This is a genomic window from Synechococcus sp. UW179A (genome assembly GCF_900473965.1).
Lineage (GTDB): Bacteria > Cyanobacteriota > Cyanobacteriia > PCC-6307 > Cyanobiaceae > Synechococcus_C.
This window is the reverse complement of sequence record NZ_UCNJ01000012.1, coordinates 233,390-254,373: the sequence shown is the minus strand read 5'-3', so window position 1 is coordinate 254,373 and position 20,984 is coordinate 233,390. Positions and strand designations below refer to the sequence as shown.

At 54.6% G+C, this 20,984-nt stretch carries 22 protein-coding genes and 1 tRNA gene; 13 read left to right on the top strand and 10 right to left on the bottom strand.

All coding sequences use genetic code 11. The features are described from left to right. Positions 1–11: 11 nt before the first annotated feature. The 3 genes from DXY31_RS05820 to DXY31_RS05810 are packed head-to-tail and all read right to left on the bottom strand — an operon-like array spanning position 12 to position 2,949. A complete protein-coding gene (locus tag DXY31_RS05820) occupies positions 12–929 on the bottom strand; it encodes an N-acetylmuramoyl-L-alanine amidase (protein ID WP_114992846.1) in 918 nt (305 codons plus the stop codon). Beyond that, positions 911–2,608: a M61 family metallopeptidase gene (locus tag DXY31_RS05815; protein ID WP_114992845.1), complete on the bottom strand. Its 1,698-nt coding sequence runs from the start codon at positions 2,606–2,608 to the stop codon at positions 911–913. The genes DXY31_RS05820 and DXY31_RS05815 overlap by 19 nt, the downstream gene beginning before the upstream one ends. Further along, a complete protein-coding gene (locus DXY31_RS05810; protein ID WP_114992844.1) occupies positions 2,608–2,949 on the bottom strand; it encodes a DUF1257 domain-containing protein in 342 nt (113 codons plus the stop codon). Before DXY31_RS05810 ends, DXY31_RS05815 begins: the two co-directional genes overlap by 1 nt. A gap of 9 nt (positions 2,950–2,958) precedes the next feature. Between DXY31_RS05810 and purN the strand changes: the two genes are divergently transcribed. After that, positions 2,959–3,645: a phosphoribosylglycinamide formyltransferase gene (purN, locus tag DXY31_RS05805; RefSeq protein WP_114993098.1), complete on the top strand. Its 687-nt coding sequence runs from the start codon at positions 2,959–2,961 to the stop codon at positions 3,643–3,645. Here the strand turns inward: purN and argC are convergent. After that, complete coding sequence (argC, locus tag DXY31_RS05800) at positions 3,636–4,700, bottom strand: N-acetyl-gamma-glutamyl-phosphate reductase (RefSeq protein WP_114992843.1); 1,065 nt, start codon at positions 4,698–4,700, stop codon at positions 3,636–3,638. The two genes, purN and argC, sit on opposite strands and share 10 nt — an antisense overlap. Positions 4,701–4,809: 109 nt before the next feature. Here argC and ribBA point away from each other — a divergent pair, with 109 nt between their 5' ends. Continuing rightward, positions 4,810–6,423, top strand: a complete 1,614-nt coding sequence (ribBA, locus tag DXY31_RS05795; protein WP_244279609.1) for a bifunctional 3,4-dihydroxy-2-butanone-4-phosphate synthase/GTP cyclohydrolase II — start codon at positions 4,810–4,812, stop codon at positions 6,421–6,423. A 2-nt stretch (positions 6,424–6,425) separates the two neighbouring features. Here the strand turns inward: ribBA and DXY31_RS05790 are convergent, their stop codons facing one another. Beyond that, positions 6,426–6,854, bottom strand: a complete 429-nt coding sequence (locus DXY31_RS05790) for a peptidylprolyl isomerase (RefSeq protein ID WP_371639148.1) — start codon at positions 6,852–6,854, stop codon at positions 6,426–6,428. A 76-nt stretch (positions 6,855–6,930) separates the two neighbouring features. Here DXY31_RS05790 and mtnP point away from each other — a divergent pair, with 76 nt between their 5' ends. Beyond that, a complete protein-coding gene (gene mtnP, locus DXY31_RS05785; RefSeq protein WP_114992841.1) occupies positions 6,931–7,845 on the top strand; it encodes an S-methyl-5'-thioadenosine phosphorylase in 915 nt (304 codons plus the stop codon). Here mtnP and murQ read toward each other — a convergent pair. From murQ to dnaK, 4 genes are read right to left on the bottom strand one after another with little or no spacing between them, the layout of a single operon-like run. Beyond that, complete coding sequence (gene murQ / locus DXY31_RS05780) at positions 7,821–8,813, bottom strand: N-acetylmuramic acid 6-phosphate etherase (protein WP_170953577.1); 993 nt, start codon at positions 8,811–8,813, stop codon at positions 7,821–7,823. The genes mtnP and murQ overlap by 25 nt on opposite strands. 2 nt (positions 8,814–8,815) lie before the next feature. Continuing rightward, positions 8,816–9,238, bottom strand: coding sequence for a DUF3110 domain-containing protein (locus tag DXY31_RS05775; protein WP_114992840.1), 423 nt, complete (start codon positions 9,236–9,238; stop codon positions 8,816–8,818). Positions 9,239–9,280: 42 nt separating this feature from the next. After that, entirely contained in the window at positions 9,281–10,225 is a 945-nt protein-coding gene (locus tag DXY31_RS05770; protein WP_114992839.1) for a DnaJ C-terminal domain-containing protein, read from the bottom strand. After that, positions 10,209–12,203 carry a molecular chaperone DnaK gene (dnaK, locus tag DXY31_RS05765; protein WP_114992838.1) on the bottom strand — a complete coding sequence of 665 codons (1,995 nt, stop codon included), beginning with the start codon at positions 12,201–12,203 and terminating at the stop codon, positions 10,209–10,211. Before dnaK ends, DXY31_RS05770 begins: the two co-directional genes overlap by 17 nt. Positions 12,204–12,348: 145 nt before the next feature. On the opposite strand from dnaK, the gene pstC reads away from it, so the two are divergent. From pstC to pstB, 3 genes are all read left to right on the top strand, one after another. Beyond that, complete coding sequence (gene pstC / locus DXY31_RS05760; RefSeq protein WP_114992837.1) at positions 12,349–13,296, top strand: phosphate ABC transporter permease subunit PstC; 948 nt, start codon at positions 12,349–12,351, stop codon at positions 13,294–13,296. A gap of 4 nt (positions 13,297–13,300) precedes the next feature. Further along, positions 13,301–14,206 (top strand): phosphate ABC transporter permease PstA, encoded by a 906-nt coding sequence (pstA, locus tag DXY31_RS05755; RefSeq protein ID WP_114992836.1) that lies wholly within the window; start codon positions 13,301–13,303, stop codon positions 14,204–14,206. Between the two features lie 61 nt (positions 14,207–14,267). Further along, on the top strand, positions 14,268–15,083 hold the full coding sequence (gene pstB / locus DXY31_RS05750; RefSeq protein WP_114993095.1) for a phosphate ABC transporter ATP-binding protein PstB: 816 nt from the start codon (positions 14,268–14,270) through the stop codon (positions 15,081–15,083). 137 nt (positions 15,084–15,220) lie between these two features. Here pstB and DXY31_RS05745 read toward each other — a convergent pair. Further along, positions 15,221–15,307, bottom strand: a tRNA-Ser gene (locus DXY31_RS05745). A 52-nt stretch (positions 15,308–15,359) separates the two neighbouring features. Between DXY31_RS05745 and DXY31_RS05740 the strand changes: the two genes are divergently transcribed. From DXY31_RS05740 to DXY31_RS05710, 7 genes are all read left to right on the top strand, one after another. After that, complete coding sequence (locus tag DXY31_RS05740; protein ID WP_114992835.1) at positions 15,360–15,743, top strand: 2Fe-2S iron-sulfur cluster-binding protein; 384 nt, start codon at positions 15,360–15,362, stop codon at positions 15,741–15,743. Further along, a complete protein-coding gene (locus DXY31_RS05735) occupies positions 15,740–16,609 on the top strand; it encodes an inositol monophosphatase family protein (RefSeq protein WP_114992834.1) in 870 nt (289 codons plus the stop codon). The genes DXY31_RS05740 and DXY31_RS05735 overlap by 4 nt, the downstream gene beginning before the upstream one ends. Positions 16,610–16,651: 42 nt before the next feature. After that, a complete protein-coding gene (locus DXY31_RS05730) occupies positions 16,652–17,830 on the top strand; it encodes an ATP phosphoribosyltransferase regulatory subunit (RefSeq protein WP_114992833.1) in 1,179 nt (392 codons plus the stop codon). Positions 17,831–17,854: 24 nt separating this feature from the next. Continuing rightward, positions 17,855–18,085, top strand: a complete 231-nt coding sequence (locus tag DXY31_RS05725; protein ID WP_114992832.1) for a ferredoxin family protein — start codon at positions 17,855–17,857, stop codon at positions 18,083–18,085. 78 nt (positions 18,086–18,163) lie between these two features. After that, positions 18,164–20,065 (top strand): molecular chaperone HtpG, encoded by a 1,902-nt coding sequence (gene htpG, locus DXY31_RS05720; RefSeq protein WP_114993094.1) that lies wholly within the window; start codon positions 18,164–18,166, stop codon positions 20,063–20,065. A gap of 61 nt (positions 20,066–20,126) precedes the next feature. Then, positions 20,127–20,363, top strand: a complete 237-nt coding sequence (rpmB, locus tag DXY31_RS05715) for a 50S ribosomal protein L28 (RefSeq protein ID WP_066907589.1) — start codon at positions 20,127–20,129, stop codon at positions 20,361–20,363. 27 nt (positions 20,364–20,390) lie between these two features. Beyond that, complete coding sequence (locus DXY31_RS05710) at positions 20,391–20,948, top strand: peroxiredoxin (RefSeq protein WP_371639204.1); 558 nt, start codon at positions 20,391–20,393, stop codon at positions 20,946–20,948. Positions 20,949–20,984 lie beyond the last annotated feature (36 nt).

The window sequence follows — 20,984 nt, the reverse complement described above, 5'->3', positions numbered from 1 at the left end:
GCAGCGTTGAGCTACGACTGGCAGAGACTGCCTAGAGCAGCAAGTCGCTTCTGAAGATCGGACCAAGAAAAGCTGCGAGGATCAGCCCTGGCTCCACCCAGGTCAACATGACGGTGGGTTGTGATCGCAGCCGGATCGATCTCAAAGCGTTCTAGCCAACCGTCCAGAACAAGGGCCAATGCGTCGTACTGAGCTGCCGTATAACCGCTGTGGTCGCCGTGACTGCCATGCCCGTCATCCGGTGTTTCAAGACTGAGATGCAAGGCAAAATTATTGACAGAGCCATCGAACTCAGCATTGGTGACGGCCCACTCACCGAGGAATGCTGAGTATCCAGCGCCGTAAGCCCGCTTCAGTGGATCCACCACATCCACGATCGATCCATCGAGTCCAACCAATGTGTGGTAACTGACTTGATCCTCATCACGGGGATGGGGGGTCAGGAATGTGTTCACCGCTGAACTGAGGGAATAGACCGTTTCATGCAGAACGACAACCCTCGGAACAGGGTTGATGGCCTGGCCCCAGGGATTGCTGCGGAATCGGTCTCCGAAGTTGGTTGGGTCGGCAGGAATCGATTGGCGCAACTGAGGGAGTTTGCGGCGCTTGGCCAGGAGCCGGCTGCGCATCGACTGATCAATGCCTGAACATTGCTGGGCCAAAGGAGATGACCAGGACTCAGCTTTAGGAGCATCGGGTTGCTGTCCAGGCAGGACCTTTTTCGAATCAGAGTCGCGAGCGACTTCATCGAGAAGATCCAGTAAGGAAGGCTTGCGAGCAATGCGTTCAGTGGACTTTTCCGCCGTGAAGCCAACAAGCGACAGGACCAGCACCAGCGTGGATGTTGTGGCCAACAGAATTCCGGTTCCTGGATTGCGCAGCAGGCCGAGGGCCTTTAGCCACACACGATTCAGATGATCTGGAACCATTGATCGCGGAGCAAACGAGCCTCCCTGGTCGCACCAGGGTCCCAGGCCAATCGGTGGCGTTCCACCCCGGCCTTCTTCAGGGATAGCTCCGTGCTATCGATCTGGCCACGTCGGCTGTAGAACACCTGACATTCATCAGCACCATGCAGCAGCTGCTGGCTTCGTTGCAGGTTTCGGCAACGCCAGTTCCTGATGGCCAGCAATTCATCACCGGGGACCAGGCCAGCAGATTCAGCTGCCCCAGACGACACCGTGCGATCAATCCAGACACTTCCCTCTTTTTCACGCAGTATCCATCCCGCATCGGGATGAGTTGCCATCACCGGCTCGAGCTGGAGGCCCAGTGCTTTCAGACAGGACTCGACCGGTATCGAGTCGCAGTCATCCAGCCAGGTGTGGAGCTGGGAAGCCAGTTCAGGCGAGGTGGAACCGATGACATCCATCAGTTCCTGGCGCGTGTACCCCCTGCCATGGATACCGAGTTGTGACCACAGCAGACGCAGGCTTCGAGCCAGGGATCCACCCGCCTGACGCAGGCGTACATCAAGACAGAAGGCCAATGCGGTTCCCAGCTTGTAGTAACTGATCTGACTGCGGGCATTGGCAGGGGATTGTTTGTAGAGGCGAACCCAGGCCTCCCGAGAGCTGTCGGCGAGAGACTGGATGCGGGTCCCTGGATTGAGAAGCACGTGCGAGAGATCTGCGGCCAGATCCTCGAGCAGATCCAGACGGCTGGAAAATCCTGAAAGCAGGGGCAGAGCAAGGTCGAAATAACTGGTGATGCCTTCAGCGAACCAAAGGCCCTCACTAATCACGGGCTTGTCGTAGCGGTAGGGAACGTATTCGCTCGGTCGAAGTCGTCGAACGTTCCACTGATGCAGATATTCATGGCCGATCAGCTGCAACAAACTCCTGGTTCCTCCTTCCTCCAGTAAGCGTGTCCAAGGGAACTGCATTACTGAGGAGTTGTCGTGCTCCAAGCCTCCGTAACCCTGATCCAACAATTGCAGGACTAGCTGATAAGGCTGTTGAGAAGGCGGGTCAGAGTCCATCAGAGCGCAGACCGCCGCACAGATAGATTCGATCTCCGCTGGCAGCGTGCTCGACCAGCCAGCAGGCGGAGTGCCAATCAACACCAGTTCATGAGAGACCTCCCTCACTCTCAGCGTTTCGACATGAAGCTCGCCGGCATGGACAGGTGCGTCGACAAGATGGTCGAAGTCTTCGGCCAGAAAGAAACCGTTGTTCTGTGGCAACGGACAAACCACTGACCAGGCGGTGGGGAGCAACACCTGCAACAGGTGTTGATTCCAGCGCTGCCCCTCCACCAACATCACCACTGCGGAAAGGCAGAGTGATGCGAACAGCGGATCGACGTGATTAGTGCGGACGGTCAGCTGCCTCGCTTCCAGTGCGTAACGCAACGTGATCGGTTCTGAAACACGGCACTCCAGCTCCCATGTCTCCGGTGATCGGCGACGGGCAACCAGGGTCTGACCGGCCTGCTCAACGGAGAGGCTGTGAAGATGCTGGGAGGGATCCCTGACGGTGTAAGAACCAGGGGTCCACACAGGCAGAGTCCAGGTCTGCCGCGGTTGGGTGGGACTCCAGCGGAGCTCGACCCAGAGAAGCTGTGAAGCAGGAACGCGGAGATCGAGCGCAACGTGAACGTCGGCCATCAGATGCCGGCTGTAACCGTCTCGGCGTCAAAAATCTCCGCCTGCCGCATGGCTTGGTTCATGGCATAGCGACGCAAGACACGTCGCAGAACGGGTTCGGTCATTCCCGAACCCTCAGGTGCGGCGAGGTCCGCCACCAGATCGAAATGGGGATGAGTGTCGCTTTGTCTCCAGCCGAGCTGCAGACCCGATGGATGCTCAGCAGCCAGATCCACGAGCTGATAACTGTCGAAGGAACTCACGACTCCTCCTCGGAGGACCTTGAATCCCTCGCTACGCAAAGCGATCTCAAGCAGGTCGAGATCGATCACCAATGTGGGCAGGATGGACAGATGGGACATGTAATCGGAATGCCCGCGCAATCTGACCCTAGCCAGACGGACAGCGAGTGTTATCCCGCTTTGATCGTTCCTGCCATCGGGACATGGCCAAGGTTTGATTCACCTTTGCGTCTGGGGGTGATGGCCTCAGGAACAGGCACAAATTTCGAGGCCCTTCATGACGCCATCGCTTGCGGCGACCTCGATGCCCAAATCCGTGTTCTGGTGGTGAACAATCCCGGCTGTGGGGCAAGTGAGAGAGCCAGGCGCCTGGGGATCCGATGTGAGCTCCGAGACCACCGCCGATTCGCCAGCAGAGAGGCCATGGATCAGGAGCTGGCGCGTACGTTCAAAAACGAGGACATTGAAGCCGTTGTGATGGCCGGTTGGATGCGCATCGTCACACCTGTGTTGATCGACGCGTTCCCAGGCAGATTGATCAACATCCACCCCTCTCTTCTTCCATCTTTTAAAGGCATGGATGCGATCGGTCAGTGTCTGAAATCAGGCGTGACCATTGCCGGTTGCACGGTGCACGAAGTGCTGAAAGATGTTGATGCAGGTCCAATCCTTGCTCAGGCTTCCGTTCCAATCTTTTGCGATGACGACAGGGAGCGACTCACCCGCCGCATTCAGACCCAAGAACACCGGCTGCTTCCCTGGGCGACAGCCATTGCTGGGCAACGCTGGAGATCAGCAAGAGAAACTCAGGGGTAGAAGGGTGCCAGTGGAAGTCCTTCACTGACCATCAGTCCCGCCATCAGATTCAAACACTGCACCCCTTGGCCAGCCTGGCCTTTCATCAGATTGTCAACAGCACTCATCAAAACGAGACGTCCAGTGCGGCCATCCACCTGAACGGACAGAAGAGCCTGATTGGTGTGCTTGGCCCATTTGGTGGCTGGATAGGTGCCAACAGGCAAAACGCGGACGCAGGGGTGATGGCGATAAACAGCTTCGAGAACCGTCGTGCAGTCTTCAGCGGTGAGACCGGGATCCCTCAATCGGGCGTAAACCGTCGACAGAAGACCCCTGACCATTGGGACGAGATGAGGGGTGAACTGAATCTGAATGGGGCATCCCGCAACGCTGCTGGCGAGCTGTTCGATTTCCGACGTGTGGCGATGACCCACGACGCCATAGGGACTGATCGACTCTGATGCTTCAGCCAGAAGCAGATGCTCCTTGGCAGCACGCCCTCCACCGGAGGTACCTGTTTTGGCATCAACGATCAAACCTTCGGTCTCAATCAAGCCCTGTTTGAGGAATGGCAGCAAAGGCAAAAGGCTGGTGGTTGGGAAACAACCAGGAGCCGCAACCAGCCTGGCTTCAGCAATCTCAGCGCCATGCCATTCAGGCAGGCCATAAACAGCCTCTCTACAGAGATCAGCATCAGTGCGCTGATGGGTTCTTGCCTCATGCACGTACACCGCAGCCCACTGTTCCAGGCTGCGATAGCGGTAATCAGCGGAGAGATCCACCACCCTGACGCCCTTCTCAAGCAGAGGAGGCACCAGCTGACTTGCAAGACCGTTGGGAAGACTCAACACTGCAAAATCAGCTGCCGCAGCAATTCGATCGGGATCTGGACTGTCCACGGTCAGCTCGTCAGCGAGCGGCAGGAACGGACAGATCTCACTCCAGGAGCGACCTGCGGAACGCTCCCCTCCCAGGTAAGTGATTTCAAACGCTGCATGGGCGCTCAGGAGGCGAAGGGTCTGCAGACCTCCGTACCCGGAGGCACCAACCACAGCAACCCGTTGAATCCCCATTCCAGCGAAGGCACATCGGTCGATCGTACCGACGTCGATAATGGGTAAAGCTTCAAGGACGCCCGGAACGGTGGCCGTTTCCGTAGCTCATAACGAGGTAGCGACTCCCATGTTTGATTCGATTCCCGATGCACTCGCCGCCATCCGAAATGGAGAGTGCATAGTGGTCGTGGATGATGAACGCCGGGAGAACGAAGGGGATCTGATCTGTGCAGCCCAGTTCGCCACCCCTGAACAGATCAATTTCATGGCCACGGACGCGCGTGGGCTGATCTGTTTAGCCATGGAGGGAGAGCGCCTGGATGCGCTTGATCTGCCGCTGATGGTGGATCGCAATACCGATTCCAATCAAACGGCCTTCACCGTGAGCATCGATGCGGGCCCTGAAAATGGAGTCTCCACAGGAATCTCCGCGGACGACCGTTCCCGCACGATCCAGGTGGCGATCCGACCGGGTTCCAAACCATCGGATTTGCGCAGGCCCGGTCATATCTTCCCGCTCAGAGCTCGCCCAGGAGGTGTTCTTAAGCGTGCAGGGCACACCGAAGCCGCAGTGGATCTTGCCCAGATGTCGGGCCTTTATCCATCCGGTGTCATCTGTGAGATTCAAAACCCGGACGGCTCGATGGCACGGCTTCCGGAACTGAAGATCTATGCACGTGAACGCGGTCTGAAGCTGATCAGCATTGAAGACCTGATTCGCTACCGACTCGATAACGAACGCTTTGTTGTGCGATCGGCTCAGTGCTCACTCCCCACGGAATTTGGTTCCTTCCTCGCTATTGGTTATTGCAATGCGCTTGATGGCAGTGAACATGTCGCCCTGGTCAAGGGCGATCCCATCAACCTGAGCGAACCAGTATTAGTACGGATGCATTCCGAATGCCTCACGGGTGATGCCTTTGGATCCATGCGATGTGACTGCCGCGCTCAGCTGCATATGGCGATGAAGCACATCGAAAAAGAAGGCGAAGGAGTTGTTGTCTATCTGCGCCAGGAGGGTCGGGGCATCGGTCTGATCAACAAATTAAAGGCCTACAGCCTGCAGGAAGGCGGCTTGGACACGGTTGAAGCCAACGAGAAGCTTGGATTTGCCCCTGATCTGCGCAATTATGGGGTCGGTGCACAGATTCTCAGTGACCTAGGAATTCACCGGCTCAATTTGCTCACCAATAACCCCAGAAAAATCGCAGGCCTAGGTGGTTATGGCCTTGAGGTGGTGAATCGTGTGCCAATGAAAGCACCTGTCGGTGATTTCAATGCCAGATATCTGGCAACCAAAAAAGAAAAGCTGGGGCATCTGCTGGATGCGATCCAATTCGGCTCTCACTGGGTCCTGTGTCTTGACAGCAGCTCAACCGATGACGGCATTCTTTCTGATCTGCTCCACCGTGTGGAAAAGCTCAGTGAAACAAGCGGCATTCAGCTGCAGGCTGAGCAGGGGCCTCGCCTACTGGCGTTGTGGGAACGACCACGCTTTGTCTGGTCGTTACAGGGATCAGATCCTGACTCAGGCTCGATCAAGGCAATGCTTGAAACCATGGCAAGCTGGCCGGAAACTTCAAGGCTTGGTCTCCTACATACGGTGAATGAACAGCAGATCACCCATCCACCCCAGACATTGGAGCGCAAAGAACTAAAACGCAGCTCACTCGTCGATGCGAAGGAGGAAACGGCCTGGTTCCCAGAGGGAAACCAGGCCGCATTAATTCACTGGTCCTGAATTCACTGGTCCTGAACGGTGACCTTGTTAATGCGTGTGCCGTTCTTGATGCCCATGACCACGTCCATATCACCGGTCAATCCGAAAACAGTGTGCACACCATCCAAGTGAGGCTGAGCCTCATGGACGATGAAGAACTGGCTACCACCTGTGTTGCGTCCGGCATGAGCCATCGACAACGAGCCGGGGACATGCTTTTTGCTGTTGATTTCGCAATCGATCATGTACCCAGGACCGCCGGTGCCAGGAGTTCCTCTTGAACCCTCGCGGCTGTTGGGGCATCCTCCTTGAGCCATGAAACCGTCGATCACCCGGTGGAAGGCCAGCCCGTCGTAAAAGCCATCGCGCGCCAGCTTGACAAAATTGGCAACGGTGTTTGGAGCGTCCTGTTCGAACATCTCCAGCTTGATATCGCCAGCGTCCGTGGACATGAGAACGGTCGTCAAGGCGTCAATCCGAAAACACCATGCTAGGCAGGTGGTTGTGCAGGCCGACCTCAACCACACCATGAGTCAAACAGCCTCAAGTCCAGAGCTGGATTCCGCCCGGGTAGGAGTGATCGGCGGCAGCGGTCTGTATTCCATTAGCAACCTGGAATCTGTTCAGGAGGTGAATACCGACACTCCCTACGGCAAGCCATCAGATGCGTTGAGGGTCGGAACCCTTAATGGCGTTGAGGTTGTTTTTTTGGCTCGCCATGGCAGTCGGCACCATCTGCTTCCCAGCGAAGTGCCCTATCAAGCCAACATCTGGGCTATGCGCAGCCTTGGCGTGCGTTGGCTGATTTCAGTCTCCGCCGTGGGTTCGCTGAGAGAGCACCTGAGGCCACGCGACATGGTCGTGCCTCATCAGTTCATCGACCGGACCAGGCAACGCCCTCAGTCATTCTTCGGTGACGGATGCGTTGCACATGTCAGCTTGGCTGATCCGTTCTGCCCCACCCTCAGTGAGTGGCTGGCAACATCGGCATCGGCCGCCATGCCCGTGGGACATCATTTGCATCGTGGTGGAACCTATCTCTGCATGGAAGGCCCCGCTTTTTCAACCCGTGCTGAAAGCGAGCTTTACCGAAGCTGGGGTTGCGATGTGATCGGGATGACTAACCACACGGAAGCGCGATTGGCGAGAGAGGCCGAGATCGCCTACGCCTCACTCAGCATGGTGACTGACTTCGACTGCTGGCACGATGACCATGACGCCGTCACCGTAGACATGGTGGTGGACAACCTCAAAGCCAATGCAACGGCAACCGGGCCAATCCTGGAAGGGTTAATGGGCAGCTTCAGTCAACAACGGCCCGAATCCCCAGCCCACCGAGCCCTTGAACATGCTCTGATGACGGCTCCAGATGCCGTTCCTGCAGCAACGCGTCAGCGCCTCGACCTGTTCACCAGTCCCTACTGGGGAAGCTTTGAACGCTGAACAGGGAGAGACTGTCCTTGACTGTCTAACGCTGCTCTTAGATCAGCTCCATGCGCTTCAAACAGGGCATCAGCTTCGTCGGCGCGTAAATCACAGCTGCCCATCAGCAGTGCACGTTTCACCGATCCCTTGGCGCGTTCCAACAAGTCGAGAGCTATCTCGCGTTCCATACCAAGCAGATCTCTGAGAATTCGAATGGAGCGATCGACAAGTTTGCTGTTGCTAGCGGCAACGTCGACCATCCTGTTGCCATAGACCTTGCCAAGCCGAACCATTACCCCTGTTGAGAGGATATTGAGGGCCATTTTTGTGGCTGTTCCAGCTTTCAGACGTGTTGAACCTGTCAACAGCTCAGGGCCTGTCAACAGCCGCACGTCAATTGCGCAAGGCAAAGGAGCCTGTTCCACAGGAACACAGGCCATGGCAATTGTGAGCGCGCCGAGCTCTTTGGCGTAGCTCAGTCCACCGCGGACATAGGGCGTCGTTCCTCCAGCGGCAATTCCGACCAGACAATCTTTCGAGCCGAAACCACGTTCTTGAAGATCAGTGACTGCAGCTGATTCAAGATCTTCAAGACCCTCGGAACTGCGCAACAGCGCCGGTGCACCTCCGGCAAGAATTCCTTGAACAAGCTCTGGAGGGCTGCAGAAGGTGGGTGGACATTCTGCAGCGTCCAAAACGCCAAGTCGTCCAGAAGTCCCTGCACCCAGGTAAAACAAGCGGCCGCTCCGCTGCAGTCGTTCAGCAATGGCGTCGATCGCCAGGCTCAAAGACTTTCTTGCTCCAAACACGGCCTGCTGGGGCCTGAGGTCCTCGTCGATGAAAAGGTCGACCAGTGCATCGGTGGAGAGCTGATCAAGGTGATCACTTGCAGGATTCACCTGTTCGGTTAGCAGATAGCCACGGTCTTCCGAGGGAGACACCAACGAAGAGTTGGACTCGGCACCGATGGAAAGAGATTCGGACATGTCTATAGAAGACCCTCAAGACGCCGCCGCACATCATCAAGATCCTGAACGGAAGATTCGTCCTGCGGGGCGCGTCCCTGCGCCTGGGCTAGATCCTGTTCCGGATCCTGCTCCTGCCAATTGGCCACGTCGCGATTGGCACTCGGTGGCGCCAGCATCAGACGTTCATCGTCCGACTTTGGAACAAAACCATCAGAGACGAATCGGGCCTCATAACCCGCTTCACGACAGAACAACTCGATCTCTTCACGATCGAGAGCTTCAACGCTGGGAGTTGGGAAGTCCTGCGCTTCCAGAAGTCCAGCATAGCGATCGGCATCGTCGCGGTTCTCAAACATCAGCACCACCGTCTGACCTGAGAGCTCCAGGGAGTGAATGCCTTCGCTGTCCTGTCCTGCGTCGTACAGAAGCACGTGAACCAACATGCTGATCAATCGTCAACATCAGTCTCTCATCGGAACAGCTGCTTAGAAACCGTTGGCGCGCTCAAGACTGAGTTCCTGCAGGCGTTGATAAAGCGCTCGTTCATCGTCATCCAGCTCCGCCGGGATCACGATCACAATCTCCACAAGCTGATCACCGCAATCGTCTCCGAGCCGAAGACCGCGACCACGCAATCGCAACATTCGTCCACTGGATGAACCGGGAGGGACCTGAAGTGTCACCGGGCCAGAAAGAGTAGGCACATCCACCGCACAACCAAGCGCGGCATCCGGAGGCAGCAACTCAAGTCGGTAATGCACCCGAAGGCCATCAATGCGCAGGCCGTCATCCGTGATCACCCGCAGGTGCAGGAAATGATCGCGTCCTCCGAGGGCTACGCCCTCCAGACGCAACCGCCAACCGTCTCCCGCGCGAGGCGGGGTACCAACTTCAACCAGAGTGCCGTCCCCCAGCTCCAGCTCCACGGTTGTGCCGTGCAGGGCTTGATCCGGCGTGAGATCAACAACGGTTTCCAGATCATCTTCACTACGGACCGGAGGCGGTGGCTGAGGAGAGGCCTCTGGCCAGTGAGCCCCGTAGGGCGATTCAGATCTTTCGCTGTGATTCGCCGACTGCTCTCGAACGTCTTGCTCCCCTTGCGTCTGCTCTCTGCGAACAGGCTCACGCTCTAGACCAAGAACAACAGCAAGGTAGTCCTCAAAATCGGGAAATCCTCTGCTGAATGGGTCAGTGGCTGCAACGCCTCCGCGTTGGCGCGACTGCCATTCCTTGCGGCGGTCTGGGTTGCTGAGAACCGCGTAAGCCTCATTGACAAGCTTGAAGCGTTCTTCGGCGTGACGATCGTTCCCGTTCAGATCGGGATGCCAGCGTCTGGCTTCACGCCGGAATGCTCTCTTGAGCGCGTCGGGAGCTGCACCAGGCTCCAGACCAAGCAATGACCAGTAGTCCGGTTCAGCGGAAGTTGTCATCGTCCCAGGGGTCAATCCCTCTTCGGCCACCTCTCATGCGTCCGTCGTAACGGGACTGTGGCGATGCCCATGGGTCTTCATCCCAGTCGTCTTCAGCAAACAGCTCGTCCTTGAGAGTGCCAAGGGTGCTTTTCAGACCTTGAAGTGGTCCAGTTTCGGTCTGACGCTCAGCTGTGAGACGGCGGTTCAGACCGAACAGCGCTTCTTGAAGTCCGCTCACAGCCATCTCTAGCTCCTGCAGATCGTCCTGCTGAAGAAGATCCTGGACATCACGAACCGACATCTCAACGGCTCTTTGCTGACGTTCAGCTCCGTAGGGACCAAGCTCCAGAGCGGCGTCGCGTAGGCGTCGCTCTGCTTGGGCCACCAGGGTCATCGCCGAGTTACGTCGCTCGATTGTGGAGCGCTTGCGACGGTCTTCATCTGCACGTGCTTCGGCTTCAGCGAGTAGACCCTGAATTTCATCTTCACTGAGCGTTGACCCCCCTTGGATGGTCACCGACTGCTTACGGCCCGTTGTCCGATCCGTTGCACTCACCTGAAGAATGCCGTTGGCATCGATGTCGAAGGCAACCTGGATCTGAGGCACACCGCGAGGCGCTGGAGGAATTCCCGAGAGTCGAAAACGTCCGAGTGATTTGTTGTCTGTCGCCATCTGGCGCTCTCCTTGCCAGACATGAATCTCGACTGATGACTGATTGGGCTCCGATGTGCTGAACACGTCGGACTGACGAACAGGGATCTGGGTATTACGCGGAATCAAAACCTTCATCAAACCTCCAATGGTTTCCAGACCCAGCGAAAGGGGTGTGACGTCATTGAGCAGAAGATCCCGCAATTCTCCGGTGATGATTCCCGCCTGCACAGCGGCGCCCACGGCAACGACCTCATCCGGATTGACCGATTGGCAGGGGTCATTCGGGATCAGTGTTCTGACCAATTGCTGCACCATCGGCATGCGCGTGCTGCCTCCAACAAGCACCACGTCATCGATGTCATCAGCAGCCCAACCGGAATCTCTGAGTGCCGACTGCACCGGAACGAGCAAACGGTCGAGAAGATCAGGACACAAACTCTCGAAGGTTTCGCGGTCCAATGTTGTTTCGATGTGGAGGGGACCGTCTGCACCCGTAGCAATGAAGGGCAGGGAGATGGGTGTGGAGGTCACACCGGAAAGCTCCTGTTTGGCCTTTTCGGCCGCCTCGGTGAGTCGCTGAAGTGCCTGACGATCACGCCTTAGGTCGACATCATGCTCCTTGAGAAAAGCTTCCGCTAGCCAGTCAACTATGCGCTGATCGAAGTCATTACCGCCTAGCTGGGTATCACCGTTGGTGGCTTTGACGTCGAAAACCCCATTGGCGATCCTCAGTAGAGACACATCGAAGGTTCCTCCTCCGAGATCGAAAACGAGGGCTCGCCGAACCGCACTTCGATCAAAGCCGTAGGCGAGGGCAGCTGCGGTGGGTTCATTGAGAATCCGCTCAACATTGATGCCAGCCAACCGACCGGCATCTCGGGTGGCCTGACGCTGAGCGTCATTGAAGTAAGCAGGAACAGTGATAACTGCCGATTCAACTTCTTCGCCGAGATAGGTGGAGGCGTCATCCACCAGCTTGCGCAGGATGCTGGCCACGAGTTCTTCGGGGGCATACTCCCGCTCGGTCTGGGGACAAGCCACGCGGACATTGCCCTGACTGTTGGAGCGAACCGTGTAGGGAACGGTGAGAGATCCATCGTCGAGCTCTTCCCAGGCCCGACCAACAAAACGCTTGAGATTGGAGAAGGTATTACGGGGATTGAGAACCAGCTGGCGACGAGCCGGTTGACCCACCAGAAGTTCATTGTCTTTGGTGTAACCCAGAACGGAGGGAGTCGTCCTGGTGCCCTCCGCATTGGCAATCACCACGGGCCGCCCGGCCTCAAGAACAGCCACGACGGAATTGGTGGTACCCAGGTCGATTCCGACGATCCGGCCCATAAACGCCTGTGTGAAGTCCTACGGTAACGGCCCAAACAGCTCTCACCCAGTCCCCGCACACGCAAGCCCAAAGGGTGGGTTAACGAGCCCTTAGTGATTTGGACCCCGTTGGACCGGTACGTTTCACTGGTCTGTTGCACACAGAATGCCCAGATCGTTGGAGCTGTATCTCTTACGGCGTCGTCCGCCGGTGGAGAAATCGGTTGATTCCGGCTTCAGGATCCTGGTGGTCGTTTTGGCCTCGGTGGTGGCGATGGTGCTGCTGGCCATCCTCATCGTTGTGTTCTGGGGATCGCTGGACTCCATGGGCCGATATGGCTGGTCATTTTTGGTGACCTCAAACTGGAATCCCGTCAAAGACGAATACGGCGCCTTCACAGCAATTTACGGAACGCTGCTGACATCGCTGCTGGCATTACTCATTGCAGTACCTCTTGGGGTAGGAACAGCGATCTTCATCACCGAAAACATCATTCCCCTGAAAATCCGAACGCTGATCGGGTTGATGGTGGAGTTATTAGCAGCAATTCCCTCAGTGGTCTTAGGCCTTTGGGCCATCTTCGTGATGGAGCCGTTTATCCGCCCGTTTCTGGAAATCCTGCACAGAACCCTCGGCTGGATTCCTTTCTTTTCAACAGATCCCATGGGGCCTGGAATCGTGCCAGCGGTTTTAATTTTGGTTGTGATGATTCTGCCAATCATCACTGCGATCTCTAGGGACTCATTGAATCAGGTGCCCATGAGGCTGCGTCAAGCCGCCTACGGCGTTGGAACGACACGCTGGGGAGCAATTCTCAACGTGATGCTGCCCGCTGCGATCTCTGGAATTGTGGGCGGAGTGATGCTCGCACTGGGACGTGCGATGGGTGAAACAATGGCCGTCACAATGATCATTGGCAATTCGAACTCCTTCAGCTGGTCTGTACTGGCACCTGGAAACACCATCTCAGCCATGCTTGCCAATCAGTTTGGAGAAGCGGACGGGAGTCAGGTTTCTTCGTTGATGTATGCAGCATTCATCTTGATGATTCTCACCTTGGCGGTGAATATCCTGGCCCAATGGCTGGTCAAACGTCTCAGTCTCAAGTATTGAAATAATGGTAATTTCACCAACTGCCAGCCTGAAAAGAGACGTTCCTGACCTGTCTTACAAACAGGGTTTAAGACGCAATTTACTCAGTAAATTCCTTACATTTTTAGCGGGTTTATTTTCAGCTCTTGCAGTTCTACCACTCATTGCAGTACTGGCTTATGTGCTGATCAAGGGTGGTGCTGCGCTCAACCTTAATCTGTTTACTGCACCATCCACAGGCCTTGAAGGTGGAGGTATCGGCAATGCAGTAATCGGCACGCTCCTCGTGACCTTCCTATCGGCTCTGGTCGCAATACCAGTTGGTGTGGGAGGTGGAATTTTTCTTGCTGAGTACTCAGGCGGGGGAGGATTTTCTCAATTCATTCGATTCGGGACCAACGTCATGTCTGGAGTCCCATCGATTATTGCCGGCGTTTTTGTTTACACCATTATTGTGAAAACCAAAATAATTTTTGGAAATTCCTACAGCGCCATTGCTGGTGGTTTTGCATTGTCCATCTTAATGCTACCAACGGTGATTAAGACCACCGATGAAGGCTTAAAATTAGTTCCAGACGACCTCCGTCGCGCTGCATTGGGTGTGGGTGCATCCAAATTCGTCACAATTGTGAGAATCACTCTTCCTTCAGCCTTCACACCTATTGCCACGGGTGTCGTGCTGTCCATTGCCAGAGCGGCAGGAGAGACAGCTCCGTTGATTTTCACAGCTCTCTTCTCTCCATTCTGGCCGCGGGGGTTCGATTCGATTTTCAACCCAATCGCAACACTTTCCGTGTTGATCTATAACTTTGCAACACTGCCATACGAAGCACAGAATGAACTCGCATGGGCAGCATCTTTTGTGCTTGTGCTTTTTATTCTGCTCATCAATCTGTTTGCTCGGTGGCTGAGACGCTTTGCTGCCAATTGAACCAGCAGTCTTCAATCCATCACTTGGGTTTCCAGTTGTTCCACAAAGCCAGTATGCCCTCATGACTTCAACCAGCACGACGAGCACAGAAGCCTCAACAGACATCTGCCTCTCCATTCAAAACACAACAATCAGCTATGGCAGCTATGAAGCTGTCAAAAACGTTTACTGCGACATTCCGCGAGGGAAAGTTACCGCATTCATCGGTCCATCAGGTTGTGGAAAATCAACGGTTCTGAGAGCACTGAACCGGATGAATGATCTGATTGAGGGGTGCACCCTCAATGGGCGCGTGCTGTTCGATGGAGCAGATCTTTATGCCCCCTCAGTCGACCCAGTGGAAGTTAGACGCCGTATTGGGATGGTATTTCAGCAACCGAATCCGTTCCCCAAAAGTATCTACGAAAACATTGCTTTCGGAGCACGAATCAATGGCTACTCAGGAGATATGGACGAATTAGTTGAGCGTTCTCTTCGCCAAGCCGCTGTTTGGGACGAATGCAAGGATAAGCTCAATGAAAGCGGTTACTCCCTATCCGGAGGGCAACAACAACGTCTCTGCATTGCACGCACGATTGCAATTCAACCAGAAGTGATCCTGATGGATGAGCCCTGCTCGGCATTGGATCCAATCTCTACATTGAAAATCGAGGAAACAATGCATGAATTGAAGAATAGTTTTACAATCGTTATCGTCACACACAACATGCAGCAGGCTTTGAGAGTGAGTGATATGACTGCTTTTTTCAATGCTGAGGCGGTCGAAGGAGGCTCTGGGAAAGTCGGCTATCTCGTGGAGTTCAACGACACAGAAATGATCTTCAATTCACCATCTCAACAAGCCACACAGGATTATGTTTCAGGCCGATTCGGCTAATCAACGGATGGATGTGCGCATTGGGTTTAAAACGTTAGGAGGATCGTTGATGGATCAGTCCTTAAGGCATCGTTCATTGAAGATCTATTGCTGAAAACGTTCCAATAAAAAACCGGTCCCGTAGGACCGGAGGAAAACGGAGAGGGAGGGATTCGAACCCTCGATAGAGTTGCCCCTATACAGCATTTCCAGTGCTGCGCCTTCGACCACTCGGCCACCTCTCCAGGGGCTCGTCTGGCAAGTCAGAATGTAGCAGGGCGTTTCCAACTGCATTGAATGAGGCCGACTCATCGGGTCACCATCCACTGGAGACAACAAGGTCGGGTCATTTCCCATGAAGTAGCGGAGGGTGATTACATCCTGCAAAGCTTTGAAAAGCAGGGAGATCCACTGCCTTTTTCTTGCCGAAACGGTTGCTGCACAAGCTGCGCGGTTCGCATCCAACAGGGCGAACTGGATCAGCATGAGGCCATGGGACTGTCCAGAGAACTGAGAGCTAAAGGGTATGGACTGCTTTGTGTAGCCAGAGCCACTGGCCCGCTTGTCGCGGAAACACAGGATGAGGATGAGGTTTACGACCTGCAGTTCGGTCGCCACTTCGGCCGGGGCAAAATCACTCGCGACATCCCCCTCGAGGAACTCGAAACCTGGAATGAATGACGAAGCAACATCTTGATTGCGCTGCAGCCGCTGCAGACGCCGGCCTGACACCGCCCAGACTTGAAGAGCTGAGCCAGATCGCTAGAGCGACGGCCAATTTGGGTGGATCGGTGCTGATGCAGCATTACGGGCAACTTGTCTCCATCCAACAGAAAGCAAGGGCTGGAGATTTGGTGACGAATGCCGATTTGGCTGCCGAAAAGGCTGTGCTGAGCGGTCTAGGTGAGGCAACCCCCGAGATATCAGTTCTCGCTGAGGAATCGGGTGCAAAGGGGGATGTTTCGGAGTTGTGCTGGTGTGTTGATCCTCTCGATGGCACCACGAACTTCGCGCATGGCTACCCCTTTTTCGCCACATCGGTGGGCTTGCTCTGGAGAGGTCTTCCGATTCTCGGGGCAGTGGCTGTTCCGTTTTTACAGGAAGTGTTCTGGTGCTGTCCCGGCACAGGAGCTTTCCTTGATGACCAACGCATCCAAGTGAGCGGCTGCTCATCGCTGGAAGACAGTCTTCTGGTCACGGGATTCGCCTACGACCGAAGGGAACGCTCAGACAACAACTACGCGGAGTTCTGCCGACTAACCCACAAAACAAGGGGTGTTCGGCGCGGTGGTGCCGCAGCCGTTGATCTGGCTTATGTGGCTGCAGGACGACTCGACGGTTACTGGGAACGAGGATTGTCCCCCTGGGACATAACAGCCGGCGCTGCTCTGGTGGTGATTGCAGGAGGCGAAGTCAGTGATTACAGAGCTAAAAATTACGACGTGTCATCCGGACGCATTCTTGCCACAGGTCCTGGGCTTCATACCGATCTACAAAAGGAGCTCGAGGACATCGAGCCTCTCGCAGAAGGGCTCTACGCAAACTGAAACCCAAGCCATGGGATCCTGATCGAAGCAGCGACAGGCGCGATGGCCCTGCAACCCGCCTCAGGCGTGAGAGATCTCAATCCTCAGCAGGTTCAACGCAACCAGGAACTCAGGGAAACCCTGGCCGAAGTGTTTCGTCTTTGGGGATACGAGGAAGTCACACCTCCCCGAATTGAACGGATGGACACTCTGAAAGCAGGAGGAGCCATCGACAGCCGCGACATTGTGCGACTTGTCTCGGATGAACCACTGGGATTGAGACCGGAACTGACAGCCTCCATCGCCCGAGCAGCTTCTACAAGGCTCTTAGAGCGTCAGCGACCTCTGAGACTCTGGAGCTGCGGAACGGTCTTCGAGTCAAGAACAGCCGATGAAGGAGGTCAGTGCATTGAGGAAAACCTGCATTGCGGCGTTGAACTGTTCGGAGGCCTGGGAGTTGAGTCGGAACTTGAATTGTTCAGTCTTTTGTTGGCATCACTGAAAGGCCTAAACCTGAACAAGACCCATCAACCGAGGCTGTTGATCGGACATACCAGTCTGATGGACTTGCTGCTGGAACCATTTGAATCCAGACAGAGAAACAGGATCCGTGCTTGTTTGAGTCAGTACGACCGCCTGGGCCTGCAAGAGCTGGGATTAGAGAACCGTGCCCAAGAGAATTTGGCCCTGTGGCTCGACCGACGCGGCACTCCCCAGGACATCCTTCACTCACTCAATGCGCAGTATCCGAATCAAGAGGTGCTTCAACAGCTGCAGAGACTCTTCACCCATCTGGATCCCCTTGCTGAGAAGTCAGGGCTCCAACTGCAACTTGACCCCACATTCCAACCTCATTACGAGCTTTATGACGGCATCGTGCTGCAACTGGTCTGTCAAGGAACATCTGCACCTGTAGTCATTGCCCGAGGCGGACGATACGACTCACTGGTCAGGAAACTTGGCGGTGAAGGTGCAGAAGCGACAGGCCTGGGATTCAGCTACTGCGTCGATGACATCAGGGATCTTCCAGGAGACCCCATCACCACCACCCATGAAGAAAGCGCTGCGCTGATCTGTTATGGACCCACGCAGACACTGGAGTCGGCAATACAACGCCAGATGGCACTCCACCAACAGGGAAGAATCAGCGTGCTTGACCATCGTGCCTGTGGCAATCATGCAGAAGCGCTCGATCGCCTGAATCAGTCGGGCTGTGACAGCCTCGAATGGATCGATCACTAAGATCGAACGTCGCTGAATGGATGCATGGCCCACACGATCGTGACCGATGTCTGCAAAGGAGCAGCAGATTGCGTCGAAGCCTGTCCTGTTGCTTGCATCACGCCTGGGAAGGGTAAAAACACAAAAGGGACTGAGTATTACTGGATTGATTTCGAGACCTGCATTAACTGCAGCGTATGCCTTCAAATCTGCCCCATCGAAGGCGCGATCCTCCCAGAGGAACGATCAGAGCTCCAACGCACCCAGAGCTGCTGACGTTCGGGAAACTCACCAAGCAACCTCTTGATCAACAGCACCCACCATGACTAATTTTTAATAAAGTCATGCGTGCTGATGTCGGTGCTTGAACAGGGTCAGATTCAGATCCATACCGAAAACATTTTCCCAATCATCAAGAAGGCCGTTTATTCAGGCCACGAGGTATTTCTAAGAGAACTGGTCAGCAACGGGACTGATGCCATCAGCAAACGCCGCATGGCAGCAATGGCAGGCGACTGCTCTGAAGGGAATGAGGGTCTGATCAACATCACGGTTGATCGAGAAGCAAAGACAGTCAAAATCAGTGACAACGGAATCGGAATGACAGCCGATGAAGTAAAAAAGTACATCAACCAAGTAGCGTTTTCCAGTGCAGAAGACTTTCTAGAGAAATACAAACAGGAATCAGATGCAATTATTGGCCATTTTGGTCTTGGCTTTTATTCCAGTTTCATGGTCGCCAAAGAAGTGGAGCTGATCACACGCTCAGCCCGTGCCGACAGTGAAGCAGTTCGCTGGGTGTGCGACGGATCTCCCGCGTTTAAACTGGAGAGTCACGAAAGAGCTGAGCCTGGAACTGATGTCATCCTCCATTTAATGGAGGATGAGTTGGAGTATCTGGAGCCTGCAAGGTTACGCACACTGATCACTCAGTACTGCGACTTCATGCCCATCGATGTTCAACTCGAGGGCGAAAGTGTCAACAAGCGTAATCCTGCCTGGAGAAGAAATCCCAGAGAAATGTCCGACCAGGACTATATCGACCTTTACCACTATCTCTATCCCTTTCAGGGAGATCCACTGCTCTGGGTCCACCTCAATACCGACTATCCCTATACTCTGCAAGGAATTCTCTTCTTCCCTCAATCCGTAGGACGAGCTGATTGGGAAAAAGGTGATATTCGCTTATATTGCAATCAGGTCTATGTGAGCGATTCAATCAAAGAAATCGTCCCACGCTATCTTCTACCTTTGAGAGGAGTTATTGACTCCCCTGACATTCCCCTGAACGTGAGCAGAAGCGCTCTGCAAACCGATCGAAAAGTAAGATCTATTGGTAACTTTGTTGCCAAAAAAGTCGCTGACAGATTAAAAAACCTCAAAAAAGATAATCCAGAACAATATGCTGAAGCTTGGGACTCTCTGGCTCCATTTGTAAAAATTGGCGCCATGGAGGACGAAAAGTTTGCAGAGCAGGTTTCAGAATTGATCTTATTTACAACAACTGCAGAAGTATCTGATGGAGAAGCAGAACCAATCAGTGCAGGAGAAAAAAATTACACAACGTTAACATCTTATCAAAGCAGACTTTCAGACACGCAATCCAAACGAATTCTGTACTGCACTGATGAAGTTGCCCAGGCGGGTGCATTGTCCCTTTGGAAGAGTCAGGGAGCCGAGATCATTTTCGCCGAAACTGTAATCGATAGTCAGTTTCTGCCATGGCTTGAGGCAACAAATGAACAGTTCAAATTCCAAAGAGTGGATGCGGAACTGGACGAGAGTCTTCGCGATGAAAAGCCAGAAATCAGTGATCAGGATGGTGAAACACAGAGTGAATCAATCCGAAACCTGATCAAAGAATCGCTGAACAACGACAAAGTCACCATTCAGGTGCAGGCGCTGAAAGGCGGTGAAGACGCTCCACCAGCGATGATCCTGCTTCCGGAGCAGATGCGACGCATGAATGACATGGGAGCTCTGATGGAACAAAGGTTGCCAGGTTTGCCTGACCATCACGTGCTGCTGATCAACCGTCGGCATCCACTTGTCGAAGGACTTCTGAAACTTTCTGCAGGTGGTGTCCTTGTCGGAACCGAGCAGTCTTCCCCTAGCAAAAGACTGGCCTCGGAACTTGCTTTGCATCTCTACGACATGGCACGCCTAGGAGTGGGAGGGCTGGAACCCAACGAACTAGCAGGCTTCCAGACACGCAGTGCCAAGCTGCTGTCCGAGCTTGTGAGTAAGGGGACCTGACCGGGTCAGTTTGCTAAATTGGCTGCTTGGCCATTGGTCACAGAAACAAAGGATCGTCATCATGTCCCGGGTGTGTCAGCTCACTGGTACGCGTGCCAACAACGGAATGGCAGTGAGCCACTCCCATATCAGAACCAAAAAGCTGCAGCAGGCCAATTTGCAGCAGCGCCGACTCTGGTGGGCCGAGGGAAACCGCTGGGTGAATCTTCGGATCACGACCCGTGCCCTAAAGACCATCCAGAAGAAAGGCCTGGGTGCCTATGCCAAGTCTCTTGGCATCGACCTGGCCAAAGTCTGAATCGTTACCAACATGCCCCAGTTTGAACTGAAGCGTCGAGACTTTCTCGGCATCACAGTGACTGGGGCAGTAGCTCTGTTCTGGAAACCGTCCAAGGCACGGGCACTAGGCGGCAAGCTTCCAGAAATTGGTGATCAAGCACCCAATTTCGTTCTCCCAGGCACCCTGGGTGGAGGTCCGTCACAAAATTGGAGTCTGGAAAACTGGTCTGGCCGCTGGCTGGTTCTTTATTTTTACCCAAGAGATTTCACGTCCGGTTGCACAATTGAAGCTCACGGCTTCCAAGAATCCCTAAAAGAATTCAACGCTCATCTCTGCGACATCGCAGCTGTATCAGCCGACAGCGTTGATGATCACGAATCATTTTGCAGCAGCGAAGGACTTGACTTCACCTTGTTGTCCGACCCTGAAGGCAAGGTGAGTCGTCAGTACGGGTCGTGGATGGCACCCTACTCACTTCGACATACGTTTTTGATCGATCCCGAAGGTGTTTTACGTGCACGCTGGACTGGCGTCAGACCGGTTGGCCATGCACAGGACGTGCTAAATACTTTGGTGTCTGAACAGAGTAATTCCATTGCTTAACAGAAACACTGATGAGCTGAATCGTGGAGTTAAACC

Coding starts and splice junctions, on each gene's coding strand:
- ribBA (WP_244279609.1), top strand. CDS start 4,810: ATGTTTGATTCGATTCCCGATGCACTCGCCGCCATCCGAAATGGAGAG.
- DXY31_RS05735 (WP_114992834.1), top strand. CDS start 15,740: ATGACGAAGCAACATCTTGATTGCGCTGCAGCCGCTGCAGACGCCGGC.
- DXY31_RS05740 (WP_114992835.1), top strand. CDS start 15,360: ATGAGGCCGACTCATCGGGTCACCATCCACTGGAGACAACAAGGTCGG.
- DXY31_RS05775 (WP_114992840.1), bottom strand. CDS start 9,238: ATGTTGGTTCACGTGCTTCTGTACGACGCAGGACAGGACAGCGAAGGC.
- DXY31_RS05790 (WP_371639148.1), bottom strand. CDS start 6,854: ATGTCCACGGACGCTGGCGATATCAAGCTGGAGATGTTCGAACAGGAC.
- argC (WP_114992843.1), bottom strand. CDS start 4,700: ATGGGGATTCAACGGGTTGCTGTGGTTGGTGCCTCCGGGTACGGAGGT.
- DXY31_RS05810 (WP_114992844.1), bottom strand. CDS start 2,949: ATGTCCCATCTGTCCATCCTGCCCACATTGGTGATCGATCTCGACCTG.
- DXY31_RS05815 (WP_114992845.1), bottom strand. CDS start 2,608: ATGGCCGACGTTCACGTTGCGCTCGATCTCCGCGTTCCTGCTTCACAG.
- dnaK (WP_114992838.1), bottom strand. CDS start 12,203: ATGGGCCGGATCGTCGGAATCGACCTGGGTACCACCAATTCCGTCGTG.
- DXY31_RS05730 (WP_114992833.1), top strand. CDS start 16,652: ATGGCCCTGCAACCCGCCTCAGGCGTGAGAGATCTCAATCCTCAGCAG.
- DXY31_RS05770 (WP_114992839.1), bottom strand. CDS start 10,225: ATGACAACTTCCGCTGAACCGGACTACTGGTCATTGCTTGGTCTGGAG.
- rpmB (WP_066907589.1), top strand. CDS start 20,127: ATGTCCCGGGTGTGTCAGCTCACTGGTACGCGTGCCAACAACGGAATG.
- DXY31_RS05725 (WP_114992832.1), top strand. CDS start 17,855: ATGGCCCACACGATCGTGACCGATGTCTGCAAAGGAGCAGCAGATTGC.
- purN (WP_114993098.1), top strand. CDS start 2,959: ATGCCCGCGCAATCTGACCCTAGCCAGACGGACAGCGAGTGTTATCCC.
- mtnP (WP_114992841.1), top strand. CDS start 6,931: ATGAGTCAAACAGCCTCAAGTCCAGAGCTGGATTCCGCCCGGGTAGGA.
- htpG (WP_114993094.1), top strand. CDS start 18,164: ATGTCGGTGCTTGAACAGGGTCAGATTCAGATCCATACCGAAAACATT.
- pstC (WP_114992837.1), top strand. CDS start 12,349: ATGCCCAGATCGTTGGAGCTGTATCTCTTACGGCGTCGTCCGCCGGTG.
- murQ (WP_170953577.1), bottom strand. CDS start 8,813: ATGTCCGAATCTCTTTCCATCGGTGCCGAGTCCAACTCTTCGTTGGTG.
- pstB (WP_114993095.1), top strand. CDS start 14,268: ATGACTTCAACCAGCACGACGAGCACAGAAGCCTCAACAGACATCTGC.
- DXY31_RS05820 (WP_114992846.1), bottom strand. CDS start 929: ATGGTTCCAGATCATCTGAATCGTGTGTGGCTAAAGGCCCTCGGCCTG.
- pstA (WP_114992836.1), top strand. CDS start 13,301: ATGGTAATTTCACCAACTGCCAGCCTGAAAAGAGACGTTCCTGACCTG.